General features: G+C 68.9%; 13 protein-coding genes. 7 read left to right on the top strand and 6 right to left on the bottom strand.

Annotated features, from left to right (window positions below; genetic code table 11):
- Nucleotides 1-22: 22 nt before the first annotated feature.
- Entirely contained in the window at nucleotides 23-1,366 is a 1,344-nt protein-coding gene (locus tag ACZ5YA_RS27275; protein WP_464091479.1) for an aminopeptidase P N-terminal domain-containing protein, read from the top strand.
- 16 nt (nucleotides 1,367-1,382) lie between these two features.
- Here the strand turns inward: ACZ5YA_RS27275 and ACZ5YA_RS27270 are convergent, their stop codons facing one another.
- Nucleotides 1,383-1,856: a TM2 domain-containing protein gene (locus ACZ5YA_RS27270; protein ID WP_059371627.1), complete on the bottom strand. Its 474-nt coding sequence runs from the start codon at nucleotides 1,854-1,856 to the stop codon at nucleotides 1,383-1,385.
- A gap of 79 nt (nucleotides 1,857-1,935) precedes the next feature.
- On the opposite strand from ACZ5YA_RS27270, the gene ACZ5YA_RS27265 reads away from it, so the two are divergent.
- The 6 genes from ACZ5YA_RS27265 (at nucleotide 1,936) to ruvA (ending at nucleotide 7,458) form a co-directional block, all read left to right on the top strand.
- Nucleotides 1,936-3,105 carry a UbiH/UbiF/VisC/COQ6 family ubiquinone biosynthesis hydroxylase gene (locus ACZ5YA_RS27265; protein ID WP_464091478.1) on the top strand — a complete coding sequence of 390 codons (1,170 nt, stop codon included), beginning with the start codon at nucleotides 1,936-1,938 and terminating at the stop codon, nucleotides 3,103-3,105.
- 114 nt (nucleotides 3,106-3,219) lie between these two features.
- On the top strand, nucleotides 3,220-4,245 hold the full coding sequence (dusB, locus tag ACZ5YA_RS27260) for a tRNA dihydrouridine synthase DusB (RefSeq protein WP_054457331.1): 1,026 nt from the start codon (nucleotides 3,220-3,222) through the stop codon (nucleotides 4,243-4,245).
- A 36-nt stretch (nucleotides 4,246-4,281) separates the two neighbouring features.
- The gene (locus tag ACZ5YA_RS27255; protein WP_006217670.1) at nucleotides 4,282-4,521 is read left to right on the top strand and encodes a helix-turn-helix domain-containing protein; all 240 of its coding nucleotides are present in this window, start codon (nucleotides 4,282-4,284) and stop codon (nucleotides 4,519-4,521) included.
- Nucleotides 4,522-4,622: 101 nt separating this feature from the next.
- Nucleotides 4,623-6,212, top strand: a complete 1,590-nt coding sequence (gene purH / locus ACZ5YA_RS27250; RefSeq protein WP_251877761.1) for a bifunctional phosphoribosylaminoimidazolecarboxamide formyltransferase/IMP cyclohydrolase — start codon at nucleotides 4,623-4,625, stop codon at nucleotides 6,210-6,212.
- A complete protein-coding gene (gene ruvC / locus ACZ5YA_RS27245) occupies nucleotides 6,212-6,760 on the top strand; it encodes a crossover junction endodeoxyribonuclease RuvC (RefSeq protein WP_054457336.1) in 549 nt (182 codons plus the stop codon). The genes purH and ruvC overlap by 1 nt, the downstream gene beginning before the upstream one ends.
- 125 nt (nucleotides 6,761-6,885) lie before the next feature.
- Nucleotides 6,886-7,458: a Holliday junction branch migration protein RuvA gene (gene ruvA / locus ACZ5YA_RS27240; protein ID WP_013391723.1), complete on the top strand. Its 573-nt coding sequence runs from the start codon at nucleotides 6,886-6,888 to the stop codon at nucleotides 7,456-7,458.
- Between the two features lie 7 nt (nucleotides 7,459-7,465).
- Here ruvA and ACZ5YA_RS27235 read toward each other — a convergent pair whose 3' ends face one another.
- The 5 genes from ACZ5YA_RS27235 to ACZ5YA_RS27215 all read right to left on the bottom strand — a co-directional run bounded on the left by ACZ5YA_RS27235 (nucleotide 7,466) and on the right by ACZ5YA_RS27215 (nucleotide 12,997).
- Nucleotides 7,466-8,374, bottom strand: a complete 909-nt coding sequence (locus ACZ5YA_RS27235) for a complex I NDUFA9 subunit family protein (protein WP_251877763.1) — start codon at nucleotides 8,372-8,374, stop codon at nucleotides 7,466-7,468.
- A 104-nt stretch (nucleotides 8,375-8,478) separates the two neighbouring features.
- The gene (locus ACZ5YA_RS27230) at nucleotides 8,479-9,444 is read right to left on the bottom strand and encodes a threo-3-hydroxy-L-aspartate ammonia-lyase (protein WP_059371621.1); all 966 of its coding nucleotides are present in this window, start codon (nucleotides 9,442-9,444) and stop codon (nucleotides 8,479-8,481) included.
- Nucleotides 9,445-9,553: 109 nt separating this feature from the next.
- Nucleotides 9,554-10,627: a Holliday junction branch migration DNA helicase RuvB gene (gene ruvB, locus ACZ5YA_RS27225; RefSeq protein ID WP_054457342.1), complete on the bottom strand. Its 1,074-nt coding sequence runs from the start codon at nucleotides 10,625-10,627 to the stop codon at nucleotides 9,554-9,556.
- Between the two features lie 88 nt (nucleotides 10,628-10,715).
- Nucleotides 10,716-12,296, bottom strand: a complete 1,581-nt coding sequence (locus ACZ5YA_RS27220; protein WP_464091477.1) for a sensor histidine kinase — start codon at nucleotides 12,294-12,296, stop codon at nucleotides 10,716-10,718.
- Nucleotides 12,296-12,997, bottom strand: a complete 702-nt coding sequence (locus tag ACZ5YA_RS27215) for a response regulator (RefSeq protein WP_054457345.1) — start codon at nucleotides 12,995-12,997, stop codon at nucleotides 12,296-12,298. The genes ACZ5YA_RS27220 and ACZ5YA_RS27215 overlap by 1 nt, the downstream gene beginning before the upstream one ends.
- Nucleotides 12,998-13,037 lie beyond the last annotated feature (40 nt).

The following is a 13,037-nucleotide window of genomic DNA, read 5'->3' as shown; positions in this document are numbered from 1 at the left end:
CGGGCTTCACGCCCAGTCCGCCATGAGCCTGCCTCCCGACGACATCGCCCCTTACGCCGCGCGGCGCCAACGCCTGATGGCGCAGATGCGCGCCGCAGGCGGCGGCATCGCCATACTGGCGACCGCCCAGGAAGCCACCCGCAACCGCGACGCGGAATATCCCTATCGGCACGACAGCGATTTCTTCTATCTGACCGGATTCACCGAACCCGGCGCCTGGCTGGTGCTGACCGCGGGCGCGACCGACCGCGCCGTGCTCTTCTGCCGCCCGCGCCACATCGAACATGAAATCTGGGAGGGCAAGCGCTTCGGCCCCGAGGCCGCCGCGGCGCATTTCGGTTTCGACGACGCCCATCCGCTCGATGCGCTGGACGAACTGATGCCCGCGCTGCTGCAGGACCATGCCACCTTGTACGCGCCCCTGGCCGGCGACAAGCGCAGCGACGGACGCCTGCACCGCTGGCTGACCGCGGCGCGCGAGGCCAGCCGCGGCGGCCATGCGCCGCCTGCGCGCCAACAGGACATCCGGCCGCTGCTGGCCGAGATGCGGCTGATCAAGGACGCCACGGAAATCGCGGCAATGCGGCGCGCGGCCAAGATCTCGGCCGGCGCCCACGTGCGCGCCATGCGCGTCGCCCGCCCCGGCATGCGCGAGTACGAGATCGAGGCCGAACTGCTGTACGAATTCCGCCGGCACGGCGCGCAGTCGGTGGCCTACAACAGCATCGTGGCCGCCGGCGCCAACGCCTGCGTGCTGCACTACCCGGCCGGCGAAGCCGTGTTGCGCGACGGCGACCTGGTGCTGATCGACGCGGGCTGCGAGGTCGACAGCTACGCCAGCGACATCACCCGCACGTTTCCGGTGAACGGCCGCTACAGCGGTCCGCAGCGCGCGCTGTACGACCTGACGGTGGCCGCGCAGGATACCGCCGCCCAGGCCACGGCGCCCGGCCGCAGCTTCAACGACGGCCATCAGGCCGCCCTGCGCGTGCTGGCGCAAGGCATGCTGGACCTGAAACTCTTGAAAGGCTCGCTGGATGGGGTGCTGGAATCCGGCGACTACAGCCGCTTCTACATGCACCGCACCGGCCACTGGCTGGGCCTGGACGTGCACGATGTGGGCGACTACCGCCAGCCTGGCCCGACCCAGGGCGCCGAACGCCCCTGGCGCCAGCTGGAACCGGGCATGATGCTGACGATCGAGCCCGGCATCTACGTGCGGCCCGCAGACGACGTGCCCGAGGCCTACTGGAACATCGGCATCCGCACCGAGGACGACGCGCTGGTCACGGACGAAGGCTGTGAACTCATCACCCGCGGCGTGCCGGTGCAGGCCGGCGAGATCGAAGCGCTGATGCGCGAGTAGGCGCGCCGGGCTGGCGCTAAAAGACGTAGCCGTCCAGCCAGCCCATGGCGATCCAGGTGTAGACCACCACCATGGCGATGGCGAACATGGACACGATGGCGCCGACCAGGCAGGCCAGGATCGCGACCAGCACCGGACCCCAGCCGGTCCGGGTCGGCCGGCCCAGGCCCTCGTTGTAGAGGCGGTCGAATTTCTCGTCCGGCATCAGCGAGAACACCGCGCTCTCGATGAACCCGTCGACCATGGGAATGAACACCAGGAAGAAGGCGGGGTTGTCGTACCAGACGGGGTAGAAGCTGATAGCGCAGAACAGGCTGATCAGCGTGTATGCGGTCACCAGCCAGGCATGGCGGCGTCCCAGATACCACCAATGCGCCCCCACCGCTCCGAACAGGCAGGCCAGCAATCCGACCGCGACCTTTCCGCGCGGGCGGCGGGTGGAAGCGGCGGAAACGGCGGACACTGGGGATGAGGCCTGGAGCTGCGTCATGTCGATCGACCGGAAAGAGGGCCACGGCGCCAAGACGCGCCGGCTGCTGCGGATTGTAGTGGACGGTTAAAATCCGGGCATGACTTCATCCGCCTTCGACATAGTGATTCTAGGCGCGGGCCCGGTGGGCCGCGTGCTGGCCCTGATGCTGGCCCGCGTGGCGCCCGACCCCGCGCGCATCGCGCTGCTTGCCGGCAGCGCGCCCGCCGCGGTCGCGCCGTCGGCGGCGGTCCCCGCCACGGATCCCCGCGTGCTGGCCATGAACCATGGCAGCCGGGTGCTGCTGGAGTCGCTGCATGCCTGGCCCGAACGCTCTGCCGACATCCGCAACATCCATGTATCGCAGCGCGGCCGGCTGGGCCGCACCCTGATCCAGAACACCGATTTCGGCGTGCCGCAGCTGGGCAGCGTGGTCGCCTATTCCGGCCTGCACGCCAAGCTGGACGAATGCGTGGCCGCTTGCGGCGTCACCGTGTTGCAAGGGCCGCCCGCGCGGATCGGCATGCAGGACGCAGACGGCGTGCGCGTCGAACAAGGCGACGCGACACTGCTGTGCCGGGTCGCAGTGCAATCCGACGGCGCGGGCGCGACCGACGTGCGCCGCGACTACGACCAGCATGCGGTGCTGACCACGGCGCACGCCACCCTGCCCCGCCGCGGCTGGGCCTGGGAGCGCTTCACCGCCGAAGGCCCGCTGGCGCTGCTGCCGCACCCGCAGACGCCGGACGCCTATTCGGTGGTCTGGTGCAGCGCGCCCGAGCGCGCCGCCGAACTGGCGGCGCTGGACAACGCCGCGTTTTCGCGGGCGCTGTCCGCCGCCTTCGGCGACCGCCTGGGACGGCTTTCCAGCCAGGCGCCGCGACATGTCTTCCCGCTGGCGCTGAGCGCCCGCCGCGCCCAGGTGCACGGCCGCGTGGCGGCCATCGGCAATGCCGCGCAAACCCTGCATCCGGTCGCAGGCCAGGGCCTGAACCTGGGCCTGCGCGACGCGGCCCGCCTGGCCCAGACGCTGGGCAGCTGGCTGGCCCATCCGGACGTCAATCCCGGTTCCGCCCTGGCGGAATTCGCCGGAGCGCGCCAGGTGGACCGCTTCATCACCGCCGGCCTGACCGATCTGATGCCTCGCATCTTCTCGACCGGCCTGGCGCCGGTGGAGCATGCCTGCGGCCTGGCCTTATTGGGGATGGATCTGGCCTCTCCGCTGCGCGCGCCACTGGCGCAGCATCTGCTGCAAGGTTTCCGCGCCTGAACGCTTCCCTATCCGCCCCCGATAATGGGGCGATTGTCTGCTTTCGCCTTCCCTTGTTACGAATTGTTCTCCAGGTGACAAAGAGGGTACGAGCGAGCCGGTTAAAATGTGAGCATGCGCATAGGTCAATGGACCCTTCCCAACAACGTGCTGGTCGCGCCCATGGCGGGCGTGACGGACCGTCCTTTCCGCCAGCTTTGCAAGAAGCTGGGGGCGGGCTATGCCGTCTCGGAAATGGCCGCGAGCAACCCCAAGCTGTGGGATAGCGTCAAAACCTCCCGCCGCTTGAACCATGACGGCGAGATCGCCCCCATTTCGGTGCAGATCGCCGGCGCCGACCCCGCCATGATGGCGGAGGCGGCGGTGTTCAACGCCAGCAAGGGCGCCCGGATCATCGACATCAACATGGGCTGCCCGGTCAAGAAGGTCTGCAACGTGGCCTCCGGGTCGGCGCTCTTGCGCCATGAAGACCAGATCGCCCGCATCCTGGACGCGGTGGTATCCGCCTGCGCGCCGCTGGACGTGCCGGTGACCCTGAAGACCCGCACCGGCTGGGACCGCGAAAGCCGCAATGCCCTGCGGGTGGCGAAAATGGCCGAAAACGCCGGCATCGCCGCCCTGACCCTGCATGGCCGCACCCGCGCCGACCTCTATACGGGCGAGGCGGAATATGACACTATCCGCGCCGTCAAGGCCGAGCTGAAAATCCCCGTTGTCGCCAACGGAGATATCACTACGCCCGAAAAAGCCCGGCACGTCCTGGATTACACTGGCGCCGACGCGGTCATGATCGGCCGGGCGGCTCAAGGCCGTCCCTGGATTTTCCGCGAAATCGACCACTACCTGCGCACGGGCGAAACACTGGCCCCTCCCTCCTATGGGGAAATGCGCGAGCTGCTGCTCGAACATCTCGACGACCACTACCGGTTTTACGGCGAGCACACCGGCGTACGCACGGCGCGCAAGCACATAGGCTGGTATCTGGACGGCCTGCCGGGGGCGGATTCGTTCTGCGCCCGCATGAATCTGATCGACAACACCCGCGACCAGTGGCGGGCCGTGTCGGACTGGTTCGACCTTATCTCGCGCGACGGCGGATCCCATCCGGCGCCGGTCGCAGAAGCCCTGCTGGCGGCATAACCGCCTCAACACCAACATAAAAATATCTGTACTCAAATGAGCAAGAAAGATGTCCTGGAAGAATGCGTGCGCGCCAGCCTGGAGCGCTATTTCGAAGACTTGGGCGAATCCGAACCCCACGACATGTGGGACATGGTGATGCGCTGCGTGGAGCGCCCGGTGCTTGAAGTGGCGTTGGAAAGGTCGGGCGGCAACCAATCGCGGGCATCCGAAATGCTGGGCATCACCCGCAACACCCTGCGCAAGAAGTTGCTGGCGCACAATATCCAGGTATAGCTTTCGTGCGCGGGCGGCAGGCGCATCGCGCCGCCCGCTCCCCCAGATTTCCCATCCGACCTGAACGAGAAAGGCGCTCCCGCCCCACTCCGTCCCTCACCATGAAAATCGAAACCGCCCTGCTTTCGGTGTCCGACAAGACCGGCATCGTTGAATTTGCCCGCGCCCTGGCCGCGCGCGGCGTGCGCCTGCTGTCCACCGGCGGCACCGCCAAGCTGCTGGCCGACTCCGGCCTGACCGTCACCGAAGTGGCGGCCCACACGGGTTCGCCCGAAATTCTCGATGGCCGCGTCAAGACGCTGCATCCGAAGATCCACGGCGGCCTGCTGGCGCGCCGCGACAGCGCCGAGCACATGGACACCATCAAGGCGGCCGGCATCGACCGCATCGACATGCTGGTGGTCAATCTGTACCCGTTCCGCGAAACCGTGGCCAAGCCGGACTGCACCTTCGCCGACGCCGTCGAAAACATCGACATCGGCGGCCCGGCCATGCTGCGCGCGGCGGCCAAGAACCACGGCACCGAAGCCGGCGGCGTGACCGTGGTGATCGACCCCGTCGACTACTCGCGCGTGCTGGCCGAAATGGACAAGGGCGGCAACACCTCCTACGGCCTGCGCCTGGCGCTGGCCTCCAAGGTCTACGCCCACACCGCCGCCTACGACGGCGCCATCGCCGCCTACCTGACCAGCCTGGCCGAAGCCGAGCCCAAGCAGGAAGCCGTGCCGGCCCGCAACGAATGGCCCGGCACCCTGACCCTGCAGGTCAAGCAGGAACAGGCCCTGCGCTACGGCGAGAACCCGCACCAGACCGCCGCCTTCTACGTGGACGCACAGCGTCCGGCCGGCCTGCTGGGCAACTACCGCCAGCTGCAGGGCAAGGAACTGTCCTACAACAACATTGCGGACGCCGACGCCGCCTGGGAATGCGCGCGCAGCTTCGAAGCGCCCGCCTGCGTCATCGTCAAGCATGCCAACCCCTGCGGCGTGGCCGTCGCGGCCGACACGCTGGGCGCCTACCAGCAGGCCTTCAAGACTGACCCGACCTCGGCCTTCGGCGGCATCATCGCCTTCAACCGCCCGGTGGACGCCGCCACGGCCGAAGCCGTGAGCTCGCAGTTCCTGGAAGTGCTGCTGGCTCCCGCCTATGACGGCGCGGCGCTGGCCATCCTGGCCGCCAAGAAGAACGTGCGCGTGCTGGAAGTGCCGATGGGCACTGGCCAGAACGCCTTCGACATCAAGCGCGTGGGCGGCGGCTGGCTGGTGCAGAGCCCGGACGCCTACAACGTGCCGCGCGACGCGCTCAAGGTCGTCACCAAGCGCCAACCCACCGAAGCCGAGATGAACGACCTGATGTTCGCCTGGAAGGTCGCCAAGTACGTCAAGTCCAACGCCATCGTGTTCGTGGGCGGCGGCATGACCCTGGGCGTGGGCGCCGGCCAGATGAGCCGTATCGACTCGGCCCGCATCGCCTCGATCAAGGCGGAAAACGCCGGCCTGACCCTGAAGGGTTCGGCCGTGGCGTCGGACGCTTTCTTCCCGTTCCGCGACGGCCTGGACGTGGTGGTGGCCGCTGGCGCGACCTGCGTGATCCAGCCGGGCGGCAGCGTGCGCGACGACGAAGTGATTGCCGCGGCCGACGAGCACGGCATCGCCATGGTGCTGACCGGCACCCGCCACTTCCGCCACTGATGCGCGTCCTCGGCATCGATCCCGGCCTGCGCCGCACCGGCTTCGGCGTGATCGATGCCGACGGCCCGCGGCTGCGCTATGTGGCCAGCGGGACCATCGTGGTCCCGCCGGCGCTGGCGCTGTCCGAACGCCTCAAGGTCATCCTGGACAATCTGCGCCAGGTGGCCCGCGACACGCAACCCGACGTGGCCGCGCTGGAAATCATCTTCCTGAACACCAACCCCGCCTCCACCCTGCTGCTGGGCCAGGCGCGCGGCGCGGCGCTGTGCGCGCTGGCCGACAGTTCGCTGCCCGTGCACGAGTACACCGCGCTGCAGATCAAGAAAGCCGTGGTCGGCACCGGCCGCGCCGCCAAGGAGCAGGTGCAGATGATGGTGCAGCATCTGCTGTCGCTGGATGGCGCGCCCGCGCCCGACTCGGCCGACGCGCTGGCCTGCGCCATCTGCCATGCCCATGCCGGCCCGCTGCAGGACAAGCTCGAACGCCTGGGCGCGTCCCTGCGCATGAGCGGCAAGACCCGCATCCGCAACGGCCGTCTGATCGGCTGAACCTTCGACACGCCGCGATTTTCCGCAAGGCGGGACCGGTTCCCGCCGCATGCGCGCCCGCGCGTATAGAATCCCCGCATTCGCCGCGCATTCAGCGGCCTCACCATTGCCAGGCCACCATCACCATGATCGGACGCATCACCGGAACCCTGATCGAGAAACTCCCGCCCACCATCTGCGTGGACGTGGGCGGTCTGGGCTATGACATCGACGTGCCCATGAGCACGCTGTACTCGCTACCCGACACGGGCGCGCGCGTCACGCTCTACACGCACCTGACGGTGCGCGAAGACGCCCACATCCTGTACGGCTTCGCCTCGGCCGGCGAACGCAGCGCTTTCCGCGAACTGATCAAGGTCAGCGGCATCGGCGCGCGCACCGCGCTGTCTGTACTGTCGGGGCTGTCGGTGGCGGACCTGGCGCAGGCCATTACGCTGCAGGAATCGGGCCGCCTGACGCGCGTGCCCGGCATTGGCAAGAAGACCGCCGAACGCCTGCTGCTGGAAATGCGCGGCAAGCTGGGCGCGGACATCGGCGCCTCGCCGCACGCGGCGCCGGACAACCAGTCGGACATCCTGAATGCGCTGCTGGCGCTGGGCTACTCGGAAAAGGAATCGCTGTCGGCGCTGAAGACGCTGCCCGAGGGCGTGGGCGTGTCCGACGGGATCAAGCAGGCGTTGAAGGCGCTGGTGCGCTGAAACCGGCTTACAGGTAGCGCGGAGCCACCGCTTCCAGCCCCGTCGGCACCACGTGCAGTTCGGGCGCGATCGGTCCGCTGCAGATATTGTCGCGGCGCAAGGAGTCCAGGTTGTCGCGCGACATCAGCGGCGTGCCAGGCATGCATTCGAACAGCCGGGCCTGCATGCGGCCCACGCCCATGGGCATGCTGACCACGGGCCGCGGATGGCCGCTCCAGGCGGCGCACAGGCGAGCGATCTCGCCCAGCGTGTAGACCTGGGGCCCGCCCAGTTCATAGGTCTTGCCGCAGGTGTGCGTATTGCCCAGCGCCGAAACGATCGCGGCGACCACGTCGCCCACATAGACCGGCTGCATGCGCACGTGCGCGCCCGCCAGCGGCAGCACCGGCAGCCAGCGCGCCAGGCCGGCGAACATATTGGTGAATTTGTCGTCCGGGCCGAAGACCACCGAAGGGCGGAAGATGGTCCAGCCCCCATCCCGATTGCCCTGGAATTCCTGCTTGATGGCGGCTTCGCCGTCGCCCTTGGAACGCTGGTACATGCTGTCGCCGTTGGAATCGGCGCCCAGCGCGCTGATGTGTATCAGCCTGCGCACGCCCTGGCGGCGACACGCTTGCGCGATGCGCTGCGGCAGCAGCACGTGGGCCCGCGCGAACGCCGAGCCATAGGGACGGCCGGCGTTGCCGTGCAGGATGCCCACCAGGTTGATGACCGCGTCGCAACCCTGCGCCAGGCCGTCCAGCGTGGCGTCGTCGTGCACGTCGCATTCGAGCAGGGTGACGGTGGGAAGAATCTGCAGGTCGCGCCCGCGGCTGTAAAGCCGGGTGGGCACGACGATCTGATGCTGATCCGCGGAAAGCCGCGCTACCAGATGACGGCCGATGAAACCGGTGCCGCCGATGACAAGGATACGCATGCCGCAGCCCCTGTTCGTCAGGATTCAGTTCCGATTCTGCCTTGCACACGCTACAACCGCAAGCGCGCATCGGCGGCCCCGCGTGGGGACCGCCCGAGGGGGAATCAACCCGCCAGCAGCTTGGCGTAGGCCGGAAGGTCGACGTTGCCGCCGCTGATGATGACGCCGACCCGCGCGCCGCGTACCGGCACCACGTTCTGCATGACCGCGGCCGCGCCCAGGCAGCCTGTGGGTTCCACCACCATCTTCATGCGTTCGGCGAAGAACCGCATGGTGGTGACCAGCTGTTCGTCCGTGACGGTGACGATGTCGCGCACATGCTTCTGGATGAGCGGGAAGGTCAGGTTGCCCAGGTGGGTCGTGGCGGCGCCGTCGGCCAGGGTCTTGGGCGCCGGGATTCGGACGATTTCACCTTTGCGCAAGGACTGCTGGCCATCGTTGCCGGCCTCGGGCTCGACGCCGTAGACCAGGCAGCGCGGGCTCAGCGCGTAGGCGGACAGGGCCGACCCCGACAGCAGGCCGCCGCCGCCCAGGCAGACGAACAGGTAGTCCAGTTCGCCCACTTCCTCGAACAGTTCCTTGGCGGCGGTGCCCTGGCCGGCGATCACGTCTTCATGGTCGTAGGGCGGGATCAGGGTGGCGCCGGTTTCGGCCTGGATGCGGCGGGCGATCGCCTCGCGGTCCTCGGTGTAGCGGTCGTAGGTGACGATCTTGCCGCCATAGCCTTCCGTCGCCGCGCGCTTGGCCGCGGGGGCGTCCAGCGGCATGATGATGGTGGCCTGCACGCCTTGCAGCTTGGAAGCCAGGGCGATGGCCTGCGCGTGGTTGCCCGACGAAAACGTGACCACGCCGGCGGCGCGCTGTTCCGGGGTCAGGCGGGCGATGGCGTTGTAGCCGCCGCGGAACTTGAAAGCGCCCATGCGCTGGAAGTTCTCGCACTTGAAGAAGACCGACGCGCCGCTGATCGCATCGGCGGTGGTCGAGGTCAGTACGGGCGTGCGGTGCGCGTTGCCGGCCAGGCGCTCGCTGGCGCGCACGACGTCGTCATAGGTGGGCAATTCGGGCTGCATGGGCTTGGGTCCTTTGATCGCGGAGAATAATCAAAACCTCCGGATGATAAACCCGCGGCCGACTTCGGGCGCCGTCCGGCGCCCGGGTTCGGTCCGATTTGCCGGCAGCCTACTTCCCGAAGAGATCGCCCGAACCCGCCGTGGCGCCGGCCGGCGGAGTCAGCCCCAGGTGGCGCCAGGTGGTCAGCGTGGCGGTGCGGCCGCGCGGCGTGCGCTGCAGATAGCCATGCTGGATGAGATAGGGCTCGATCACGTCCTCGATGGTGTCGCGCTCTTCGCCGATGGCGGCGGCCAGGCTGTCGACGCCGACGGGACCGCCATCGAACTTGTGGATGATGGCTTCGAGCAGCTTGCGGTCCATCAGGTCCAGGCCCTGCGGGTCCACTTCCAGCATGGCCAGCGCGCGACCCGCAACGTCCGCATCGATGGTGCCGCCGGCCTTGACCTCGGCGTAGTCGCGTACCCGGCGCAGCAGCCGGTTGGCGATGCGGGGCGTGCCGCGGGCGCGGCGCGCGACTTCCGCCGCGCCGTCCGGCGTGATGCCGGCGTTCAGGAGGCCGGCGCTGCGCGTGACGATGTGGCCGAGATCGGCGGCGTTGTAGAACTCCAGCCGCGACACGATGCCGAAGCGATCCCGCAGGGGGTTGGTCAGCATGCCGGCGCGGGTGGTGGCGCCGACCAGGGTGAAGGGCTGCAGGTCCAGCTTCACGCTGCGCGCGGCGGGGCCTTCGCCGATCAGGATGTCGATCTGGAAATCCTCCAGCGCCGGATAGAGGATTTCCTCGACCACGGGCGACAGGCGGTGGATTTCGTCGATGAACAGGACGTCGTTCTTTTCCAGGTTGGTCAGAAGCGCCGCCAGGTCGCCCGGGCGCTCCAGCACCGGACCGGAGGTCTGGCGCAGCTGCACGCCCATTTCATGCGCAATGATGTGGGCCAGCGTGGTCTTGCCCAGGCCCGGGGGGCCGAACAGCAACACGTGGTCCAGGGCCTCGCCGCGCTTCCTGGCCGCGGCGATGAAGATCTCCAGCTGCTCGCGGGCGCGTTGCTGGCCGACATACTCGTCCAGCGCCTTGGGCCGCAGGGCGCGTTCGATCGACTCCTCGTTGGGCGAGACCGGCTGCGGCGCCACGATACGGGGGGCGTCGGGACGGGAGGAAAGCGAATCGGACTGGATGGCCATGGTGCGGGAACGACAAAATGCTGAGCAGGATGCATCGTACCGTAGCGCGACCCGCCCCGGGGAGAAGCGAGCGCCCTTGCGGGCGCCCCTAGGACGTCTCGGACAGCGGCAGCTTGACCCGCACGCACAACCCGCCGGACTCCGCCTCGAGCAGCTCCAGCGAGCCGCCATGGGCCCGCGCGATGGCCTCGGCCAGCGCCAGGCCCAGGCCCACGCTGCCGGTGCGCGTGCGCGCGTCGTCCAGGCGGCTGAACGGGCGCAGGGCCTCCTGGCGCCGTTCCGGCACGATGCCGGAACCGTGGTCGGCCACGTCCAGCACCGCGTGGCGACCCTCGTGCCGCAGGCTGACCTGGACCGGCGGCGCGCCATGGTTCAGCGCATTGCCGATCAGGTTGTCCAGCAGGCGGCCCAGCGCCACGGCGTCCGCCTGCACCACCAGGGTTGCAACGTCGTCGCCGGCCCGCAGGCTGATATCGGTGCCGGCGCCCTGCCAGGCGCCCACGCGCTCGGTCAGCCAGTCGGACAGCAGCATCGAGGCGTAGCGGTAGGCGGCCGGATCGGTGCCGCGCACGAAGCCGATGAACTGGTCGACCATGTGCTGCATGTCCTGCAGGTCCGCGCGCAGGCCCTCCTTCAGCTTGGAGTCGTCGGCCAGTTCGATGCGCAGCCACATCCGCGACAGGGGTCCCTTCAGGTCGTGGGGCAGGCCCGACAGCAGCGTGCGGCGCACCGAATCGGATTCGGACAGCGCGTCCAGCATGGCGTTGAAACGCTCTCCCAGCACCCGCGTTTCGTGCGGGCCCGACGGCTCGACCCGTTGCGGCTGCCCCGCCGCCAGCCGGTCGGCCGCGTCGGCCAGCCGGGTGATGGGACGCGTGATGTGCCAGGAAAAACCCACCGCCAGCAACAGCAGCAACCCCAGGCCGCCCAGCCAGGCGGCGATGAACGGCGTCGCGACCGGCGGATCCAGGCGGTCCAGCGGGATGACCAGCCATTCGCGCAGGCGCGGCGCGTCCTCGCTGGCGGGATTGGGCGCCAGCGAGATGAAGATTTCCGGCGTCGGTCCGCGCGACAGCGCCACGCGCGTGCCGTCGTTCAGGCGTTCATTGAGCTGCTGCACCAGCACGCGCAGATCGCGGCGGATGTCGTCCGGTTCGGGCTGGTAGCGGCGGCTGTGTTCTTCGCGGTCGCGTTCGCGCGCGCGCTCGCCTTCCCTGGCGCTGGCGCGTTCATCGCCGTGCTCCTCGTCGCGCACTTCCGGGGGCGGCGGCGCCGGCGGGCCGTGCATCTGCATGTCCGCCGGCGGCGGAGGCGGCGGAGGCGGCGGAGGCGGCGGCTTCGGAGCCGCCTTCGGCGGTGGCCGGCGGCCATTGAAACGCTGCAGCTTGGCCTCGGCGGGCAGCACCCGCGACCACAGCCGCCACTGGTTCTGCGAGGCCGTGCGCACGAAGTCGGCGCGTTCCTCCGCCGGCACCTGCGACACCGCGGCGCGCAAGGTGCGGATGGTGGTGACGATATAGCCGATGGCTACGTCTTCCATGAACTTGTGCCGGAAGTACGAGACCGTCACCAAGGTGGCCGCCTGCGTCAGCAGGACCGAGCCCAGGATCAGCAGGATCAGCCTTGCCCGCAGCGAGCGCGGCACCAGGAAGCCAGGAGCAAAGCGCATCAGGGCGAGAACCGGTAGCCGATGCCCCAGACGGTCTGGATCCAGCGCGGCTGCTTGGGGTCGTCTTCGATGACCCGGCGCAGCCGCAGGATGGCGATGTCGATGGCGCGGTCATTGCGCTCGCCGGCATCGTCATCGCGCGCCAGCGCCAGCAGGCGTTCGCGCGACAGCGGCTTGCCCGCGTTGCGCACCAGCGCCTCCAGCAGATTGATTTCGCCGCCGGTCAGCTTGACCACGGTGCCCTCGCGCGACAGTTGGCGGGTGGAGGGATCGAACACGAAGGGCCCGAACGAGACCGGCGCGTCCTTGGTCAGCGCGGACGGGCCGCGCTTGCGGCGCAGCACGGCCTCGATGCGGGCCAGCAGTTCGCGCGGATCGAAAGGCTTGCCGACGTAATCGTCGGCGCCGGCCTCCAATCCGATGATGCGGTCCACCGCCTCGTCGCGCGCGGTCAGCAGGATGACGGGAATGTCCTCGCCTTGCTCGCGCAGGCGGCGGCAGGCGTCCGCGCCGTCGCCGCCGGGCAGCATGCGGTCCAGCACCAGCAGGTCGGGCGCGTAGCGGGTGATGCGGGACGACAGGTCGGTAGCGTCCGGCGCCAGCAGGGTGTCGTAGCCGTGCCGGTTCAGGTAGTCGGCCAGCAATTGCCGTAAGGCCGGATCGTCGTCGACGACCAGCAGCTTGGTGTGGGGATTGTCCATGGATGCCATAGTGCGGCCCGCCGCCACAAGCCGCAAGAGG

It is taken from the genome of Achromobacter sp. JCM 18799 (genome assembly GCF_055395645.1).
This window is presented reverse-complemented; position numbering and strand designations above follow the sequence as displayed.